The organism is Mucilaginibacter rubeus (assembly GCF_014643835.1).
Taxonomy (GTDB): Bacteria; Bacteroidota; Bacteroidia; order Sphingobacteriales; family Sphingobacteriaceae; genus Mucilaginibacter; species Mucilaginibacter rubeus.
In genome coordinates this window covers 22239-42476 of sequence record NZ_BMKD01000011.1, presented here as the reverse complement: position 1 = coordinate 42476, position 20238 = coordinate 22239, and the positions used below count along the sequence as shown (strand labels likewise).

Sequence of the window (20238 nt, the reverse complement as noted above, 5' to 3'; positions counted from 1 at the left end):
TTTGCGAAAAACAACCCTTCTAAAACTTCGTAAAACGATAATTTATTGCGCCGTGGTGTGTTTTTTTAAGTTCTATTTTAACCTGCCGGACTATGCCAAACTCATAAACAGCCAGTTTGTTGTGTTTAAACACACCTTAAGGCCACCAAATAAAATTTTGCAACAATTTGCTTGAGGTTTCGATATTTTGCAGGATATAATTAGATTTGCGCTTTACTCCAAAAAGGTTGTTTAATACATGAGTTCAATCGAAATAAACAAGGACACCTACCTGATGTGGTACGAACAGATGCTATTGATGCGCAGGTTCGAAGAAAAAACAGGACAGTTATACGGACAACAAAAGATCAGGGGCTTTTGCCACTTATATATTGGGCAGGAGGCTGTTTTGGCCGGAGCCATGTCTGTAATTAAACCTGAAGACAGTATGATCACCGCATATCGTGATCATGCTCATGCACTTGCTAAAGGTGTAACTCCAAACGCCATTATGGCCGAAATGTATGGTAAAGCTACCGGATGCTCAAAAGGCAAAGGTGGTTCTATGCACATGTTTGATAAAGAAAAACATTTTTATGGTGGTCACGGCATTGTGGGCGGCCAGGTACCACTGGGTGCCGGGATTGCTTTTGCCGAAAAATATAAAGGTACCGAGTTTGTGAACATTGCCTATATGGGTGATGGTGCCGTACGCCAGGGCGCACTTACCGAAACCTTTAATATGGCTGCGCTTTGGAAACTGCCTGTAATTTTTGTTTGCGAAAACAATGGTTACGCCATGGGTACTTCTGTTGAGCGTACAACCGCGCAGACTGATATTTATAAATTAGGCCTGCCTTATGGAATCCCTTCATCGCCGGTTGATGGTATGGACCCTGCTGCTGTACACGTAGCAATGGACGAAGCTGTTCAGCGCGCGCGCGCAGGCGAAGGTCCAACCTTCCTTGAAATGCGTACTTACCGCTATAAAGGGCACTCCATGTCCGATCCGCAAAAGTATCGTACTAAAGAGGAGTTGGAAAGCTATAAAGCGAAAGACCCTCTTGAGGCTACCAAACAAACTATCCTTGCCGAAAAATATGCTGATGAAGCATGGTTTGACGAAATGGACGCTAAGATCAAAGCTATTGTTGACGAAGCTGTGAAGTTTGCTGAAGAATCACCATGGCCGGATGCATCTGAATTATATACAGATGTTTACGTTCAAGAAGATTACCCTTACATAAGGGACTAAGTTTTAGGTCGAAAGTACTAAGTCGAAAGCCTATAGTCTTTGCGGTCAAAAAAAAAGACTTCAGGCTAAAAACTTCAGACTTTAAACTTCACGATAAGAACTAACTATATTTATACTGAATTTATAATACTATTAATATATGGCCGAAGTAGTAAAAATGCCTAAAATGAGCGATACCATGACCGAAGGGGTATTGGCGAAATGGCATAAAAAAGTTGGCGACAAGGTTAAATCGGGCGATGTACTGGCCGAGATTGAAACTGATAAAGCTACCATGGATTTTGAATCGTACCAGGATGGTACATTGCTGTATATCGGTATACAGGAAGGTGCTGCCGCCCCGGTTGATTCTGTAATTGCCATTTTAGGTAAAGAAGGTGAAGATTACAAGTCTTTACTTGACCAGGCTGGCAGTGGCGCTGCCGCAGAGCCTGCTAAGGAAGCGGCACCAGCTGCCGACAAAGCACCTGGCGCTACTCCGGCACCAGCCGCACCTAAGGTTGATTTATCAAGCATTCCGGCTACGGTGATTCGCATGCCATTGCTAAGCGATACCATGACCGAAGGTACCATCGAAAAATGGAACTTTAAAGTTGGCGATAAAGTAAAAGCTGATGATTCACTGGCTGATGTGGCAACCGATAAGGCTACCATGGAAGTTGTGGGTTACGAAGCCGGTACCTTGTTATATATAGGTGTTAAAGAAGGTGAAGCCGCTAAAGTAAATGATATCATTGCCATAGTAGGTAAAGAAGGTACCGACATCACTCCGTTATTACAGGATGGTGGTTCGGCCCCTGCCGCCGCTGAAGCTGCACCTGCTGAAACTAAAGCGAAGGCGACTGCAACTGCTACTGCCACTGAAGCTTCTAACACTGATGACAGCCGCGTAAAAGCATCTCCGCTTGCGCGTAAAATAGCTAAAGATAAAGGTATCAACCTTAATGATGTAAGAGGCAGCGCTGAAGGCGGCCGTATCATCAAAAAGGATGTGGAAGAATATACACCGTCGGCTAAACCGGCTGCGGCTCCTGTTACTGAAGCTGCACCTGCTGCCGCTCCGGCTGCTGCTGCAAAAGCACCTATCGTATTGCCAACCTTTACAGGCGAAGAGAAATTCAGCGAAAGGCCGGTTACTCAAATGCGTAAAGCTATCAGCCGCCGCTTAAGCGAAAGCTTGTTTACTGCTCCGCATTTCTACGTAACCATGAGCATTGATATGGATCAGGCTATTGTGGCCCGTACCCGTATGAACGAGATCGCTCCGGTTAAAATTTCATTTAATGATTTTGTTGTTAAAGCCTGCGCTGTTGCCTTAAGGCAGCACCCTGCTATCAACTCGTCATTCCTGGGTGATAAGATCCGCACTAATGAGCACGTTCACGTTGGCGTTGCCGTTGCTGTTGACGAAGGTTTATTGGTACCGGTTATCAAATTTGCCGATGGTAAATCATTAAGCCACATTTCGGTTGAAGTGAAAGAGTTTGCAGGCAAAGCAAAATCTAAAAAACTACAGCCAAACGAAATGGAAGGTTCTACTTTCACTATTTCAAACCTTGGTATGTTTGGCGTTGACGAGTTTACGGCCATCATTAACACACCAAACGCATGTATCCTTGCTGTAAGCGGTATTCAGGCTGTTCCGGTTGTTAAAAATGGTGCCGTAGTACCTGGCAACATCATGAAGGTTACCCTGAGCGCCGACCACCGCGTGGTTGACGGTGCTACAGCTGCTGCTTTCCTGCAAACATTAAAGCAATTATTAGAAGAGCCGGTAAGGCTGCTGATATAATTTATTGATTTCGAATATCGGATTTTCGATTTCGGATTTTGAAAAGCGATGGGTTTAGGCTCATCGCTTTTTTTGTTTATATAAGAATAAACTGCCGAGGGTTTTCAGCCCGTGGTTGCGCATAGTTTCAGCTTTCAGCTGAAGAAATGTAAGCTGAAAGCTTACATAGTGATTCACCACGGGCTGAAAGCCCGCGGCAGTTTATGTCTGCAAAAAATGACACGATGACCTAATGACTTCAATGACCTTTATATCGTATATTCACGGCAAATTTTGATGTATGACACTTTATAGCTTTTTTAAGGAATTCCATTCCGGTTTCAGGTACATTGTTATTGTATTGGTATTACTGGCCCTTGTACGTGCCTTTATGGGCTGGTTGGGTAAAAGACCATATGGCGAGGGCAACCGTAAGCTTAACCTGTTTGCCATGATCTCGGTACATACACAATTTTTGCTGGGCATCATCCTGTTTTTTATCAGTCCGATGGTGCAGTTTAGCAAAGAGACCATGAAAAACCCTGTCACCCGTTATTTTACGGTTGAGCATTGGGTTATCATGCTTATTGCCATAGCATTAATCACTATCGGTCACAGCAAATCGAAGAAAGCTGCCCTGCCAGAGGCTAAGCATAAAGCCATCGCTATCTTTTATTTGATCGGGATTGTACTTATTTCGGTAGGTATTATGCTTATTCCACAGTAATTCTACGTAGCTAATAGGATTTAGCAAATAAATAATTTCACAAAAAATTTGACAATTCAAATTTCTTTATAAATTTGTGACCGCGATGATTAAAAACACACATAAAAACAGCTGGTGGCACCAATTAAATTGGCAGCCGGCTTGCGCTTTTTGATCAGAGACAACCTAATCAATTGTGAACCTAAATAGGAAACCCGGCGACCCCAATTCGCCGGGTTTTTTTGTTTTAAGATATTTGAAAAATAAACATGAGCACATTTAAAATCACTACCACCTATAAAAAGCTGCTGGCCGACACCACCACACCGGTGAGTATTTACCTTCGCCTGCGCGATGTATTCCCTAACTCGCTGCTGCTGGAAAGCTCGGATTATCACAGCCGCGAAAACAGCACCAGCTACATTTGCTGCGAACCGCTCAGCGGCATCGTGCTCAATAACGGGATCCTAAAAAAACAATATCCCGATGGCAGCCAGGAAGTACATGAGGCTGGTACGTTTGATTTGATTGAACAGCTTAACAATTTTACCGGTAGCTTTGAAACCGACTCGCTGCCGCTAAAAATGATCACCAATGGCTTGTTTGGTTACTTTACCCACGAGGCTGTTGAACATTATGAAACCATTAAACTAAAGCAAAGCGATGATGCTACACGCCAGATCCCGGTGATGCAGTACCATATTTACAGGTACATCATCGCTATCGATCACTTTAAAAATGAACTTTACATATTTCATAATCAGCCCGAAGGTGCACCAACCAATGGCGGTATCGAAAAACTGGAATACCTCATCAAAAACAAAAACTTCCCCGAGTATAGCTTTAAAAGCAATGGCGATGAAAAATCGAACCTTACCGGCGATGAGTTCATTGCCATAGTGGAGAAAATGAAGCAGCACATTTATCGGGGCGATGTTTTCCAGATAGTGCCTTCAAGGGCTTTCTCCCGTACTTTCCTGGGCGATGAGTTTAACGTTTACCGCGCCCTGCGTTCTATCAACCCATCACCATACCTCTTCTATTTTGATTTTGGCGATTTCAGGATCTTTGGCTCATCGCCCGAAGCGCAGATCACCATAAAAAATAATGTGGCCAACATATTCCCGATAGCCGGAACATTTAAACGCAGCGGTGATGATGAGCGCGATGCCGAGCTGGCCCGCAACCTCGAGAATGACCCCAAAGAATCGGCAGAACACGTGATGCTGGTTGACCTGGCCCGTAACGACCTGAGCCGTCACTGCGAAAATGTAACCGTGAAGGCATTTAAAGAGGTTCAGTACTACTCGCACCTGATCCATTTGGTATCACACGTAAGCGGAAAACTGAAGCCCGGTGTATCGGCCTTTAAAGTTGTAGCTGATACTTACCCGGCGGGCACGCTGAGCGGCGCTCCAAAATACCGTGCCATGGAGATCATCGATGAAAACGAAAACATTAAACGCAGCTTTTACAGTGGTGCGATAGGTTTTCTGGGTTTTAACGGAGATTTTAACCATGCCATCATGATCCGTTCGTTTTTAAGCAAAAATAACACCCTGCATTATCAGGCAGGTGCCGGCATCGTGGCTGGTTCGATCCCCGAAAGTGAATTACGGGAGGTTGATACCAAGATCTCGGCTTTGAGAAGGGCTTTTGAACTGGCGGAGGAGCTGTAAGTAACGCCCCCTAACCCCCTAAAGGGGGAATTATAGCGGATAATTTAAATTTGATAGTTTTTAAGACATATAATACAATGAATGAAAATATAAATACTCCTTCAAGCACCCCCTTTAGGGGGCGGGGGGGGCGCATCCTGATAATCGATAATTACGATTCCTTTACCTATAACCTGGTGCATTTGGTTAACGAGCTTGGTCTGGAATGTGAGGTTTGGAGAAATGATCAGTTTGCCATTGAGGATGTGGAGGCTTTTGATAAGATCATCCTATCGCCGGGGCCGGGCATCCCTTCGGAGGCTGGTTTGCTGCTGGATGTAATAGCAAAGTATGCACCCACCAAAAGCATATTTGGGGTATGTCTTGGTCAGCAGGCTATTGCCGAAGCATTTGGCGGGAGCCTGTACAATCTTAACCAGCCTATGCATGGTATCGCGACGCCGATAAAGGTGACAGATGGCGATGAAAAACTATTTGCCGGTTTGCCCGAAAGCTTTAAAGTTGGGCGTTACCACTCATGGGTAGTGAGCGGGAATGACCTGCCCGATTCATTGCAGGTTACCGCTATTGATGAAGCCGATAATTCTATCATGGCGCTTAAGCATAAACAATACGATGTAAGGGGCGTACAATTTCACCCCGAATCAATCCTCACCGATTATGGTAAGGAAATGATGCAAAACTGGCTTAAGGCTTAGTTTTATGAAATAATGATAACTTTGAAAAATTGATATAACGTCCCCGCAGGGTCTCTCGCGGAGAGCAGGACACTTAGCGGTGCGCGGTGGCCGCGTTAGGGATTGCAGTGAAAAGCCCACAGCGCGGGTTGGGATTGGGGGCAGGAAAAGCGAGGACTTGTAACAAAAAGCCCGGGCCGCAGGCAACGCACATGTTATAAAATTGATTGAAAAATACACTTATTAACCAATAGCTTACAACTATGTCATTATAAGGAAGAGAGCAATTAGCCCCTCTAAATCTCCTACGGAAAGGAAGATTTAAAAAGCACTTAAAATCCTCTCCTCTGGACGGGGTTGGGTAAGACTAATTGCTTCGCGCCTCGCAATGACATAAATATTAGTGCTTCGATACTATGACGATACTTGATAAAATAGTTGCCAACAAAAAAAGAGAAGTTGCTTCGGCAAAAAAACGTACATCATATACCGTACTTGAAGAATCGGATCATTTTCACCGTGAAACCTATTCATTCAAAGAATTTCTGCTCGATCCGTCACGTACCGGTATCATAGCCGAGTTTAAGCGTAAATCGCCTTCAAAAGGTATTATTAACGACAAGGTGCGGGTTAGCGCCGTTACAACAGATTATGCCGCTGCCGGCGCTTCGGCACTTTCGGTTTTAACCGACCGTAACTTCTTCATGGGCCGGAAAGCCGATCTGGTGAAAGCGCGTTCGGTAAATAGCATCCCTGTATTGCGCAAGGATTTTATGATAGATGAGTACCAGGTGATAGAGGCCAAGTCATTAGGCGCCGATATTATCCTGCTCATAGCCGCTATACTTACACCTGCCGAAATTGATACCCTGGCCAAACTTGCCAAAAGTATAGGCCTTAACGTATTGCTTGAGGTACATAACCTCGAAGAACTGGAACGCAGCATTAACCCTAACCTGGATGCCATTGGCGTAAATAACCGCAACCTGGCCGATTTTACCGTGTCGGTTGAAACATCTTACAAATTGGCTAAACATATCCCCGCCGAGTTTATGAAGATTTCGGAAAGCGCCATCAGCGATCCCGAAACCATCAGGCACCTTAAACTGGAAGGTTTCAATGGTTTTCTAATTGGCGAAACTTTCATGAAACAACAGGATCCTGGACAGGCAATGCGTGATTTTGTGGCTTTGTTATAAGTCAATCCGGATCTTTAAAATACTATTATATCGCTGCCGGGGGGTGAATGATTACCGGCAGATCCTGTAATTGTACGAGGTACACTATCGTGCCTCTTTTATACCTGGTTATTTTCCTAGCCGGGTATTTTTTTAATCTATAAAAGAAATAATTTCATCAGGGTTTCATTGTGCATTTTGTTGACGTTTTATCAAACCTATTTTTAGTATTTTACGTAAAAAGGCGCACATCATTGCCGGATTGGTATAGCATAACAGTATTGTTTGCCAATCTTAAAACTGTGCTCAATAAGGGGAGTTGTTAAAATGAGCCGCTTGCAGCCACATTTATTGAGTATAAAGAGACTTATGAAGAACATTAATAAGCCGTTGCTTGTACTATTCCTGTTGGTTATTTGGTCGTTAGCAGGGTATAGTCAAGTTTGTACATTGAATGTAACCATATCCTCAACAGCTAATACGATATGTTCGGGAAAGAATGTAACGTTAACCGCTAACCTATCGGGCGGTACAGGCCCATTTACCTACATCTGGAACACCGGTGAAAATACGCCATCTATTGATGTAAACAAAGCCGGAACGTATACGGTAACGGTTAGTGATAAAACCCCGGGCTGCCAGCCAAAGGTTGCCAATATTCCGATTACCGCTGTAGCTTCTCCAAATCCGCCTACGGTAGCCAATCCGGTTGTTTGCCCCAATACTTCGGCAACTTTAACAGCAACGGCTCCCGGAGGAACTTACCAGTGGTACGATGCTGATGGCAATTTCCTGTTTACTGGTAACCCATATAAGACAGACCCGATTACCCAGCGTACCATTTTTTATGTGGAAACAACAGTAGGCAGCTGTACCAGTACACGGAGCTCGGTTGTTGTTAATGTAACAGGCCGGCCAGGCATCCAGGCAGATCCGGTGTGTTATGGTACCCCTGCAACGTTAATAGCGTCGGGTGCCGACAGTTATGCCTGGTATTCAAATTCCTCGGGAACAGGAACACCATTGAGCAACGATGCAACCTATACAACGCCCCCATTATTTGCAAATACCACTTATTATCTTTTTACAGTAATTAAAGATTGTGCCAGCTCTGGTATCCCTGTAGTTGCCCGGATTAATGCGCCGCCAGCCGTTCCTGTACTTCCTGCAGGTGGCTACAGCACTTGTTCCGGATCGGCTATTACGCTGCATGCTGATGCCTCGGGGGTAGCCGAGTGGTTTGATGTACCTTCAGGAGGCACGCCGTTAATTTCAAGCCCGGATTATACAACCCCGGTGCTTACCTCTGCGGTTACTTATTATGTGCAAACACGGGTAGGCGATTGCACAAGCGACCGTATCGCGGTGCCGGTATCTGTAACGCCAATACCGGCCGCGCCACCTTCGCAATCACCGTCTGCCTGCTATGGCACCGGTATTACCTTAACTGCCGATCCATCGCCCACCGGCACGTATAACTGGTATACAGCAGCCACAGGTGGCAGTTCGGTTGGTACTGGCAATACTTTTCAAACCCCGGCTTTAACCAGTAATAAAACTTATTATGTTGAGCATACCACCGGCGGTTGCACAAGCGAGCGTACCCCGATAACAATTACTGTTACCCCTGCCCCGGATGCACCGGTGGTGCCCGACGGGCCGGTAATTTGCAATGGGGAAACAGCCTCTTTAACAGCAACGTCGGCACAAGGCGGAAGTTTTCAATGGTTTACCGCGGCCACCGGAGGTACCTCTATATTTTCGGGCGATACGTTTATAACTCCCGCTTTAACAGCCACTACAACTTATTATGTTCAAACAACGGTAGGGACATGTATCAGCGACAGATCGGCAATTACCGTAACCGTACTTGATCCGATCCCGGCCCCCGCTGTGCAACCAGTCCCGGCAATATGTGCCGGTACAGCGGCTACACTTACAGCAACAGGCTCGCCCGATGACTATGAATGGTATGACCAGGCCACCGGCGGCAACCTGTTAATAACCGGCAACACCTATGTTACGCCCGAGCTAACTGCAAATACCACTTATTATGTACAAAGTACAGCCAACCGCTGTAGCAGCCAGCGTACCCCGGTAACCATACAGGTTACCCCACTGCCTGCCGCTCCAACGGTTAACGGTACTGCAACGGTATGCCCCGGCGACCCTGCCAATTTAAGCGTTCCGGCTTCGGGCGCAACCATCCAATGGTATACTGGTGCTACAGGCGGTACACCGGTGCACACCGGCAACACTTATACTACCGACCCTTTGTTTGCACAAACAACTTTTTATGCCGAGGCCGTTAATGGCACATGTGTTAGTCCGCGTACCGCTTTCACGGTATCAATAACATCTATTATTGACCCCCAGTTTCGGTATCCTTCGGGCACGATATGTACATCGGGAAGTAATGTAAAGCCTGCTATTCTTAATCCGGCCGGAGGTACTTTTTCGTCAACACCCGGGCTGGTTTTTGTGAGTAACACCACAGGCGAGATCAATGTGGCGGCAAGTATTCCCGGAAAATACACCATTACTTTTACCTATGGGGGCTCATGCCCGGGAACGGCCAGCCAAAGCATCTCCATAGTAACAACACCGGATGCTACTTTTACATATAATACTCCCATCTGTAACGATGTAAAAAACCCGCTGCCGGTTTTCCAGCCGGGGGCAAGTGCCGGCGTTTTCAGCGAACCGACCGGTAATATCGTATTTAAGAATCCCGGCACCGGCGAGATTGACCTGGTGAGAAGCCGCGCCGGCGGGCCGTACACCATAACCAATACTATAGCGGCGAGCAGCGGCTGTCCGCAAAGTATTGCTACCAACCAGATAACTATTTACAATAGGGTTATCGTTGATGCAGGCCCGGACCAGGTTAAAAAGCAGGGCGACCTTGTACAGTTGGCCGGAAGTTTTGGAGGGGGGGCTACATCAGTAAAATGGACAGGCGGCGCGGGGACGTTCTCCGACCCAACAAGTAAGGATGCTGTTTATACGCCGGCTACGGGAGAAAAAGTAGCGACACTAACTTTAACATCTAATGATCCTGCGGGACCTTGCGGTTCAAAATCAAGCACGGTTACCATAACTATAAACCCGGTGCCTGCCGCGCCAACGGCCCCTGGTAAATCTGTTTGTACAGGCAGTACAACCACCCTCGTAGCCACAGCGCCGGGCGGAACATACCGCTGGTATAGCGATGCTACCGGTGGAACACCTCTTAAGGTTGGCCCGATATTTACTACCCCGCCAATACTAAACGATATTACTTATTATGTTGCGACAACAGTGGGCGGTATTACCAGTGCGCGTACCCCTGTTTTGGTTAAGGCGATACCCCCTCCGGCAGCACCTACGGTTGGCACCGATAACACAGCAACGGTTTGTGAAGGCCAATCTGCTATACTTACCGCAAGCGGCTCAACGGGCACCTACACTTGGTACAATGTGCCCGTCGGAGGCACCCCTGTACACCAGGGAAACCCTTTTCCTACAGCTCCGTTAACCATCAACAGAACTTATTATGTGGAGACTAAGGTTAATAACTGTATTAGTGAACGCACTAAAGTTGATGTAAAAGTTACGCCCGCCCCACAGGTAATAAGCAGCGCCACAGGCGATCCGATATGCAGCGGTACCGCGCTAAATTACGCGATCACCGCCGACCAGCCCGGTACCACTTTCTCATGGGACCGCCCCGCGGTTGCCGGCATCAGTAACCCCCCGGTAACGGGCCAAACATCAAGCTCAATTACCGAAACACTGTTAAATAACGATGCAAACGGTGCAGCTGTTGACGTGGCATATAAAATAACACCATATTTAAACGGTTGCCCCGGGCCTGTGTTTACATACACAGTAAAGGTAAATGCCACCCCTGTGGTTAAAAGTGCTCCCCCCGGCCCGGTTTGTAATGGTACAAGCACCAATTATGAAGTTAAATTTAACACCCAGGTTACAAGCTTTACATGGGGCAGGGAGGCCGTTCCGGGTATCAGTAATGCTGCTGTAGCGGGCCAGGCGTCACCTACCATAAAAGAGGTGCTTTATAATACCACCACTGATCCTATTGATGTTATTTACGTGTTTAATTTTAAAACAAATGATTGTCCGGGAATCCCGTATCCGCTTAAGGTAAGGGTTAATCCGGGAGCGGTAATTACCAATCCACCACCTTCAGAGCCGAAATGTAACAACACACCACTGGGGCTTACTTTAACATCCAATATATCTACGGCTACTTTTTTATGGAGCAGGCCGGCTGTCACCGGCATCAGCAATGCCCCGGTTACCGATCAAACCGCCAATCCTATTAATGAAGCCCTGGTTAATACTACAACAAACCCTATCCAGGTTTCTTATACCATAACGCCTGTAGCATTTGGCTGTCCGGGCACTCCAGTTAAATATACGGTAACTGTAAGGCCCCAGACATTAAAAATAGATGGGCACAGCAACAGCCCCGTTTGCGAAGGCAACGATATTATACTGCAAACCCAGCCTATAGCAGGTGCAACATATTTGTGGACCGGTCCCAACAATTTTAGATTGGAAACTCAAAGCCCGAGCACAACCATTCCAAACGCCACAGCTGCTAACGCGGGTCCTTATAATTTGTATTTGATAATTAATAACTGCCCGGGCGAACCAAGTGATCCAGTAGACGTTAAAGTTAACCCGCTCCCAATTGTTGTTGCCGGCCCTTCTCATAACGTATGTGTTAATGATCCATTTATACAACTTGCCGGCGAGGTGATTAGCGTATATAGAACCGGTATCTGGAGTACCAGCGGCAGCGGCACTTTCTCTAAACAGGATGACCCGATAGGTAAATATTTTCCATCAACTGCAGATAAGAATGCTGGTTCCGTCACTTTAACCCTTACGTCAACAAGTCCTGATGGGTGTTCGGCCGTATCAAAAGATGTAACATTTAAGTTTGCACCGGATCCTGGTGCCGATGCAGGACCGCCAAGCATTGATAATGTTTGTAACCAAACCCCTATGGTGCCATTAAATGGTCGGCCGCTTTCAGGCACTACCGTTAAGTGGACGTCAGCATCGGGCTTAGGTAAATTTATCCCTTCGGATGATGTATACGCTCCAACCTTTCAGCCCGACCCAATAGATATTGCAAAAGGCTCGGTTAAATTGATACTTACCGCAACCCAGGCTGATAATTGTCATACGCCTACTGATGATATCACCATCAATTTTGTTCCGCCGCCAACAGTGCAGGCAGATGCAGCCGGCGATACAAGATATGTATTAAAAGGGCATACCATTACTTTAAACCCGGTAGTAGGCAGCGAAAACGTAACCTATGAATGGACACCGGCCACCGGTCTGGATAACCCCACAGCTAAAAACCCGGTAGTAACGGGCGATCAGGATATAATTTACAAACTTAAAATCACTGATAAATCAAACGGCTGTGTGAACGAAAGCCAGGTTGCAGTTAAGGTTTCGCCGGTAATAAACGTTAGCAACACCTTTACACCAAATGGTGATGGGGTAAATGACTATTGGGAAATTAAAGGCTTAGTAGCGTATGAAAACAGCACAGTTGATGTTTATAATCGTTACGGACAGTCTTTATTCCATTCTGTAGGATATCCTAAGCCCTGGGATGGCACTTACCAGGGAAAACCGCTGCCGTCCGGTACTTACTACTATATAGTAAATACAAAGATGAATAACATTGTTATTTCGGGCTATGTGGTGATTTTAAGGTGATTAGTGTGCCAGTAGGCTTATATAGCGCCTATTATTTAATTTACAGGAAGTAACTTAATGGTATTGAAAATCAATATGTTATTTCGGTTTTGCACATTCTGCTTTAGCTTTCATTTAAAAGATGCAAAGCAATAACTAATTTATTTAAAATAATGCTTTATTATTTTATTGATAGCCATCCCCCAAAAATGCCCTAAAGCTTCGGCCCCCTTTTTATTGGGGTGAAGATAAAAAGTACCTTGTTTACCATTCTCGGGGATGAGATCAGTTAAATGATTTTTTTCGAAGTAGGCGAATGCTTTGGTATCGCCCACAAAAACCTGTTTGGGGTTTGTTGAAGCGTATGCTTTTACAAGCGCATCTATCATCGGCACATAGCTTTGCAGCCTGTTTAACCCTTCCTGCAAATATTTTGCGCCGTTGTATGTATTGGGGCTGTACCATAACGGATGCTGGAAAATGATAACCGCTTTCGGAAAATCGGCTAAAAGTTTATCAGCTATGGTCTTTAAATTTTTTTGATAATCTTCAGGCGATACGGGAGCACCATGCGGCCCGTGTATAGCACTGTCATTTGTGCCAAGTTTTACCGAAAATATGAGTAATGCGTCCTTATTGGTAAAAGCGTTAGCCGCTTCTTCAACTTTGGCAAAAGTACCTGTGCCTGGCAAAAAATCGAGCGTGGTGTAGCCGCTATGGCCCTGGTTACTGAAACTTACTGTGTCCAGGTTCTTTTGTTTTTGCAGATAAGCCACTGCCGTGGCTGGCGGCGCTTCAGTTGCCGGATTGGCCAGCTGCACGCCCTGGGTTATGCTGTTGCCTATAAATACAATGTTTAAATTTGGTTTTTTATGCTGCGCGAATGTTATTGCCGAGGCAACGAATAACAGAACAACAGCTAACAGGTATTTTTTCATTTATAAATTGAGTATTGAAATTAAAAAATCGTTACCACTTTATCCCCATATTCCAGAACATGAAAGCCCATTTATCAACCTGGCCATTGATGAGCTGGGCTGTACTTTGTCCTGCTCCGTGACCGGCATTGGTTTCAATGCGGATAAGTGTTGGCGCAGTACCCTGCTGGTATTCCTGCAGGCGTGCCGCAAATTTAAAGGAATGGGCGGGTACTACACGGTCGTCATGATCGGCGGTAGTAACCATGGTAGCAGGGTAAATGCCCGGTTTAAGGGCATGGTACGGTGAATAGTTATACAGGTATTTAAACATTTGTTCCGAATCTTCGGCGGTGCCGTAATCATAGCTCCAGCCGGCCCCGGCAGTAAATTTATTATACCTCAGCATGTCCAGCACACCTACGGCAGGGAAGGCTACTTTAAACAGGTCGGGACGCTGGGTTAGCATAGCGCCGATAAGCAGGCCACCGTTTGAGCCGCCCGAAACGGCAAGGTAATCTTTGGAGGTATATTTGTTTTTGATAAGGTATTCGGCCGCGGCAATAAAATCATCAAACACATTTTGTTTTTTTAGCTTGATGCCTTTGCGGTGCCAGGTTTCGCCGTACTCGCCGCCGCCCCGCAGGTTAGGCACAGCATAAATACCTCCATGCTCAAGCAATATGATGTTTGATGTACTGAAAGCAGGGGTTAAGCTAACGCCAAAACCACCGTAAGCATACAGCAAAGTTGGGTTTTGCCCGTTAAGTACCGTCCCTTTTTTATAGGTGATGATCATTGGGATCTTTGTTTTATCCTTCGAGGTATAAAACACCTGTTTTGATTCATACTGTTCAGGATCAAACTTTGCCCCCGATTTTTTATAGACAGAGGAGGCGCCGGTTTCAATATCCAGCTTAAAAATAGTTGGCGGGTATATGTAATTGGTAAAAGTGTAATAGGTAACCTTCTCTTCTTTTTTTGTGCCGAAACCCGACGCAGAGCCTATTGACGGCAACTGGATAGTACGTTCAAGTTTGCCATCCATATTATATTGCTGGATCAGCGAGGTGGCATCCTGCAGGTATTCAGCAAAAATTTTACCTCCGCCGGTGGTGGCGCTTAATACGTTTTTAGTTTCGGGGATCAGGTTTTTCCAATGGGTAATGCCGGGTTCGGCAGCATCAACAGTAACTATTTTAAAATTGGGCGAGTAGATATTGGTGAGGATATAAAGCTTGCTCCCCACATTATCCAAAACGCTGTGCTGGTTATCAAAATTGTTCACAACGTTAATGATCTGGCTACCGGGTTTACTTAAATCCTGGATATAAAGCTCGTTGCCGGTTGTTGAAGTGGCGGCTGTGATCACCAAAAAGCGTTCATCCTCGGTAAGGTAAGCGCCTATGTAACGGCGAGGGGTTTTATCACCGCCGAAGATCAGCTTGTCGGTGCTTTGAGGTGTGCCCAGCTTATGGTAATAAAGTTTATGAAACTGTGTCATACCCGAAAGCTGGCTGCCTTCTGTCGGCTTATCATAGCTGCTATAATAAAAGCCATCGGTACCATGCCATGCCAGTCCGCTGAATTTTACATCTTTCAGGGTATCACCCACAACGCTTTTATCTTCGGTGTTAATAACGATGACCTTGCGCCAGTCCGAGCCTCCCTCAGAGATCTGGTAGGCTGCCAGCTCCCCGTTTTTGCTAAACTGGATGCCTTGTAAAGAGGTAGTACCATCGGCAGAGAATTTATTGGGATCAAGAAAAACTTCGGGGGCGCCGTTATCGCCTAATTGGCGGTACAATACATTTTGGCTTTGCAGCCCGTCGTTTTTATAAAAGTAAATGTATTTGCCTTCCTTAAAGGGAGCGCTATATTTTTCGTAATTCCATAAAAACTCCAGGCGCTTATGAATGTCGGCCCGGTAGGGGATCTGATCGAGATAGTTGAACGTTACCTTATTTTCTTCCTGTACCCAGGCTTTAGTGTCGTCGGCATGATCATGTTCAAGCCAGCGGTATGGATCGGGCACCTGTGTGCCAAAATAGGTGTCAACAACATCAACTTTTTTTGTTTTAGGGTATGGAAGTGTTTTTATAGTCATTTGTGCATGTGTATAGCTGCAAAGTAAAACAGCTAATGCAAATAAACAGAACGTTTTTGTCATGGTTGTTTAAATTACAGGCAACTAAAGATAGCCATTCAGGGTACATTACCGCAAGGCAATAACGGTTCAAAAGGTTAAAAGTTGTTAATTTTACACATGGTTGCTGTTTAATTGCCCGTGGCAGGCTATATTAGCGGCGTGAAAAAACTGTTGTAAAATATGGGCAAATTATTAAAAATTACCCCCTTTAACTTTTTGCAGTTGATAACCCGTGTGATTTTTAACCCGGAAGCGGAGCTTGTTATCACCGAAGTATCAATAATAATGCGTTTTTTTACACGTTTGCTTTGCGGTTAAGGATGCAGCGGCAACTAACGGTAATACAGTTACATAATAACAAACATGAAACAAACCCTTACTTTTTTTACAGCAGGCCTTTTAATGCTGCTTGCATTTACTTCAAAAGCTCAGGATACCAACGATAAAGATGACGAAACCAAAGTAAAACTTAAACCTTATGTAGGCTTAGGTATGGGTATTTCTTATCCGTTAAGCGATTTCCAAAAGGTGGATTATAAGAATAATAAATCGGGCTTTGCAAACAAGGGCGTCACCTTCCAGCTTGACGGAGCATATTACATCTACAGAAATTTTGGTATCGGTTACACTTTTTCATACCAGGACCAAAGCAATTTTTCATATGATGACGACCTGATATTATCGCAGGGCTATACAACCGATTTTAAAGCCGACCAGGGAACTGTTACCGCTGATAAACGTTACCGTAGCTTTAACCTGTTAGTAGGCCCGCAATATACCTTTGTATGGCGCAGCTTATCATTTGATGTAAGGGCATCGGCAGGTGCAATCAAAAGCCAAACATCACCACAGTTAACTATTAGTGTTACCGGTGTTGACGCGCAAACCGGCAGCATTACCCAGCAAAGCGCCAAAGGTTATGCCTTTGCTTATGGCGGCAGCGCGGCAATCAGGTTTGATATGGGTGCAGGTTGGGGATTATCGCTTAAAGGAAATTATGTTAAATCACAGGGATACGATGTAACCACAACCGGTCGTACGCTTAATGTGGGCCGTTTGGTAACCAAGCAGCCAATTACCGAAGGGCAGATTGTATTTGGTTTGTACAAAGCTTTTTAATTGAAGCTAAAGGCGGAATGCATAAAGATTAAGGCTAAAAAACCTTAATAAGATTATTCTCTTTTAAACAGGAAAAGCAGATCAACGATCTGCTTTTCCTGTTTAAAAGGCGCTGGTAGCTTGTTAGTTAACCGTGATCTGCTCTGGTTTGTCGGCTACGATTTCGGGCTGGCCTTTAAAAAACTCAAATGTGCCGGTTGCGCATACGTGTTTTCCTTTTATCGTAGACAGGTCGAGCTTTATTTTATTGCCCTTTACCGCTATGGTGTATTTTTGCCTTGGGTAAGCCGCGCCCAAGTTTAACAGGGTAAGCGTATCGCTCACCGCTTTGTACGAGTAAACAGTATCGCACAAAGTGCCTGTTTTGCCTATATTGGCCTTGAAATCAGTCATCGTGAAGCCTTTTGACTGTGCAGATGCCTTACCGGCAAAAACAACCATGATTAATGCCGGCAGTAATATTTTTTTCATTGCTTAATATATCAGTGCTTTGGCGATTGCTGGTCTTCGTCATTTTTATCCGGAGCAGGGGCATACCCATCTTCAAAATTTAAAGTAAATGCCGATTCGGATGCGCGACTGGCTGCATTTAACCCGGCAACATCCGGCTCGCTTTTATCAATTATTTCGTTACCGGTATCCTGGCCTTCGTTCTGTTCAAATTCGTTGCCGGGGTCTTTATCTTCCTGCGCATCGTCAAGATTTGGGTTTTCGGGGATTGCCATAATTTTAATGTTTAATGTATGCTGAATAACCACTAAGATACGGCGTTGTTTGCTGGTTATTGTGTAACAATCTTTATCTTTTCTGTTTGGCTGTTAAAACGTACTTTTGCCGATATGCCGGTTCGCGACAAACTCTATTTTGCTTCTGATGTTCATTTAGGCACAGGCACATATGCCTCAAGCCGCCAACGCGAAGATAAGATAACGCGCTGGCTCGACAGTATTAAGCATGATGCCGCCGAACTATTCCTGGTTGGCGATGTTTTCGACTTCTGGTTTGAATACAAAACCGTAGTGCCCAAAGGCTATATCCGTTTCCTGGGCAAACTTGCCGAACTTGCCGATGCCGGTGTAAAGCTTTACCTGTTTAAAGGCAACCATGATATGTGGATGTTTGATTATTTTGTAAATGAACTGGGCGCAACTATCATCAGCAATGAATTAAAAATTGAGCGCGGCGGAAAGAAATTTTTCATTCATCATGGCGATGGGCTTGGTCCGGGGGATAACTTTTATAAGTTTTTAAAAGGCTTTTTCAGGAGCCGGTTTTGTCAGTGGCTGTTTGCCCGAATTCACCCAAACCTTGGCGTGGGAATAGCCAATAAATGGAGCCGCCACAGCCGGGATACCAATGCAAAAAAAGAAAACCCAAAGCCAGGCGAACAGGAATGGTTGGTAAATTTTTGCCGTGAAGAATTAAAGATCAATTTTTACGACTACCTTGTTTTTGGCCATCGCCATATACCGCTTGATATTCAAATAACCCCTCAAAGCCGTTATATTAACCTTGGCGAATGGATTTCATATTTTTCTTATGCCGTTTTTGATGGCAAGGAACTGAAACTGGAATATTTTGTTTAGTTCATGGTTCATAGTTCATGGTTCATGGTTTTTGATTGGACTAATTGATATTGATAGGGTGGCTTTGCTATGATCCATGAACTATGATCTATAAGCCGAGCTACCTATGTTCATAAACTATTATCCATAGGCAGCAGCGCTCTATGATCCATGAACCATTATCTATGAACTAAGAAAAACAACTTACAATCCACTGAATTAAAATATGCAGTAAAATGCGTACTTTTGTGCACTTTTTTGCAGCAAGCCTGTAAGCCGCCCGAAACGTTAAATATTTCATAAGCCGGTTCAATATCAAACAGTTTTAGCTGCATCATTATTTATAAAATATGTTAGATAAATTAGAGCTGATATACGAGCGCTGGAAAAATGTTGAAGGTGAATTGAGCAATCCTGAAGTAATGCAGGATATGAAGCGTTTTGCCCAGTTGAATAAAGAATATAAAGACCTTGCCAAAATTGTTGACGAGTATCATATATACCGCAACATTATGAGCAATATCGAAACCAATAAAGAGATCCTGGCTACCGAAAAAGATGAGGAGTTTCGTGAGATGGCCAAAATGGAACTTGACGAACTGCTTGCTCAACAGGAAGTAAAGGAAGAAGAAATTCGCCTGATGCTGATCCCTAAAGATCCTGAAGATTCGAAAAATGCTATTGTGGAGATCCGTGGCGGCACCGGTGGTGATGAGGCAGCCCTTTTTGCAGGTGACCTTTACCGCATGTATATGCGCTATTGCGAAAAACGCGGCTGGCGTACCGAACTGGTGGATTATACCGAAGGCACCAGCGGCGGCTATAAAGAGATTGTATTTAATGTAAACGCCGAAGACGCTTACGGAACCCTGAAATATGAATCGGGTGTACACCGTGTGCAACGTGTGCCTGATACCGAAACACAAGGCCGTGTACATACTTCAGCAGCTTCTGTAGTAGTACTGCCCGAGGTTGATGAGTTTGATATCGACCTGCAGGTTAGTGATATCCGTAAAGATTTGTTCTGCGCTTCAGGGCCGGGCGGTCAGTCGGTAAATACTACCTATTCGGCTGTGAGGTTAACCCACATCCCTACAGGTATTGTTGCCCAGTGCCAGGATCAGAAATCGCAATTGAAAAACTACGATAAGGCTTTACAGGTATTGCGTTCGAGGGTGTACGAAATGGAACTGCAAAAACACCTGGAAGAAACATCAAAAAAACGTAAAACTATGGTATCAACCGGCGATCGGTCGGCCAAGGTGCGTACCTATAACTATCCTCAGGGACGTTTAACTGAGCACCGTATCGGTCTGACTATTTACAACCTGCCGGGCGTACTTAATGGAGATTTGCAGGAGATCCTTGAATCGCTTCAGTTTGCTGAGAACGCTGAGAAGTTGAAAGAAGGGACAGTAGCGTAAATTCGGTTAGATAATATTGAAAAGGTCCCCAATCGGTAGGTTGGGGACCTTTTTGTTTACCAGAATTAAAAATTATATCGAACAAAAAGAAG

Annotated in this window: 14 protein-coding genes; 10 read left to right on the top strand and 4 right to left on the bottom strand. The window is 45.0% G+C overall.

The window, feature by feature from the left end; genetic code table 11:
- Nucleotides 1-238: 238 nt before the first annotated feature.
- The 7 genes from pdhA (at nucleotide 239) to IEX80_RS26045 (ending at nucleotide 12993) form a co-directional block, all read left to right on the top strand.
- Nucleotides 239-1234, top strand: a complete 996-nt coding sequence (gene pdhA, locus IEX80_RS26075; protein ID WP_090534807.1) for a pyruvate dehydrogenase (acetyl-transferring) E1 component subunit alpha — start codon at nucleotides 239-241, stop codon at nucleotides 1232-1234.
- Nucleotides 1235-1373: 139 nt separating this feature from the next.
- Nucleotides 1374-3026, top strand: coding sequence for a dihydrolipoyl dehydrogenase family protein (locus IEX80_RS26070; RefSeq protein WP_188834642.1), 1653 nt, complete (start codon nucleotides 1374-1376; stop codon nucleotides 3024-3026).
- A 280-nt stretch (nucleotides 3027-3306) separates the two neighbouring features.
- Nucleotides 3307-3732, top strand: a complete 426-nt coding sequence (locus IEX80_RS26065; RefSeq protein ID WP_188834641.1) for a cytochrome B — start codon at nucleotides 3307-3309, stop codon at nucleotides 3730-3732.
- Between the two features lie 248 nt (nucleotides 3733-3980).
- Nucleotides 3981-5390 carry an anthranilate synthase component I family protein gene (locus IEX80_RS26060; RefSeq protein ID WP_129567955.1) on the top strand — a complete coding sequence of 470 codons (1410 nt, stop codon included), beginning with the start codon at nucleotides 3981-3983 and terminating at the stop codon, nucleotides 5388-5390.
- A 77-nt stretch (nucleotides 5391-5467) separates the two neighbouring features.
- Nucleotides 5468-6088 carry an anthranilate synthase component II gene (locus IEX80_RS26055; protein ID WP_090534814.1) on the top strand — a complete coding sequence of 207 codons (621 nt, stop codon included), beginning with the start codon at nucleotides 5468-5470 and terminating at the stop codon, nucleotides 6086-6088.
- A 395-nt stretch (nucleotides 6089-6483) separates the two neighbouring features.
- Complete coding sequence (trpC, locus tag IEX80_RS26050) at nucleotides 6484-7266, top strand: indole-3-glycerol phosphate synthase TrpC (protein WP_090534816.1); 783 nt, start codon at nucleotides 6484-6486, stop codon at nucleotides 7264-7266.
- Nucleotides 7267-7614: 348 nt separating this feature from the next.
- Nucleotides 7615-12993: an Ig-like domain-containing protein gene (locus IEX80_RS26045; protein ID WP_188834640.1), complete on the top strand. Its 5379-nt coding sequence runs from the start codon at nucleotides 7615-7617 to the stop codon at nucleotides 12991-12993.
- Nucleotides 12994-13133: 140 nt separating this feature from the next.
- Here IEX80_RS26045 and IEX80_RS26040 read toward each other — a convergent pair whose 3' ends face one another.
- A complete protein-coding gene (locus IEX80_RS26040) occupies nucleotides 13134-13910 on the bottom strand; it encodes a GDSL-type esterase/lipase family protein (protein WP_090534819.1) in 777 nt (258 codons plus the stop codon).
- A gap of 31 nt (nucleotides 13911-13941) precedes the next feature.
- Complete coding sequence (locus IEX80_RS26035; RefSeq protein WP_090534821.1) at nucleotides 13942-16059, bottom strand: prolyl oligopeptidase family serine peptidase; 2118 nt, start codon at nucleotides 16057-16059, stop codon at nucleotides 13942-13944.
- Between the two features lie 342 nt (nucleotides 16060-16401).
- Between IEX80_RS26035 and IEX80_RS26030 the strand changes: the two genes are divergently transcribed.
- A complete protein-coding gene (locus IEX80_RS26030; RefSeq protein ID WP_090534823.1) occupies nucleotides 16402-17157 on the top strand; it encodes an outer membrane beta-barrel protein in 756 nt (251 codons plus the stop codon).
- Between the two features lie 123 nt (nucleotides 17158-17280).
- Here IEX80_RS26030 and IEX80_RS26025 read toward each other — a convergent pair whose 3' ends face one another.
- Together IEX80_RS26025 and IEX80_RS26020 are read right to left on the bottom strand one after the other, a co-directional pair.
- On the bottom strand, nucleotides 17281-17628 hold the full coding sequence (locus IEX80_RS26025; RefSeq protein WP_090534825.1) for a hypothetical protein: 348 nt from the start codon (nucleotides 17626-17628) through the stop codon (nucleotides 17281-17283).
- An 11-nt stretch (nucleotides 17629-17639) separates the two neighbouring features.
- Complete coding sequence (locus tag IEX80_RS26020; RefSeq protein WP_090534827.1) at nucleotides 17640-17882, bottom strand: hypothetical protein; 243 nt, start codon at nucleotides 17880-17882, stop codon at nucleotides 17640-17642.
- Nucleotides 17883-17996: 114 nt separating this feature from the next.
- On the opposite strand from IEX80_RS26020, the gene IEX80_RS26015 reads away from it, so the two are divergent.
- Complete coding sequence (locus IEX80_RS26015) at nucleotides 17997-18743, top strand: UDP-2,3-diacylglucosamine diphosphatase (RefSeq protein ID WP_188834639.1); 747 nt, start codon at nucleotides 17997-17999, stop codon at nucleotides 18741-18743.
- A 329-nt stretch (nucleotides 18744-19072) separates the two neighbouring features.
- Complete coding sequence (prfA, locus tag IEX80_RS26010; protein WP_091167385.1) at nucleotides 19073-20146, top strand: peptide chain release factor 1; 1074 nt, start codon at nucleotides 19073-19075, stop codon at nucleotides 20144-20146.
- The last annotated feature ends 92 nt before the right edge of the window (nucleotides 20147-20238 follow it).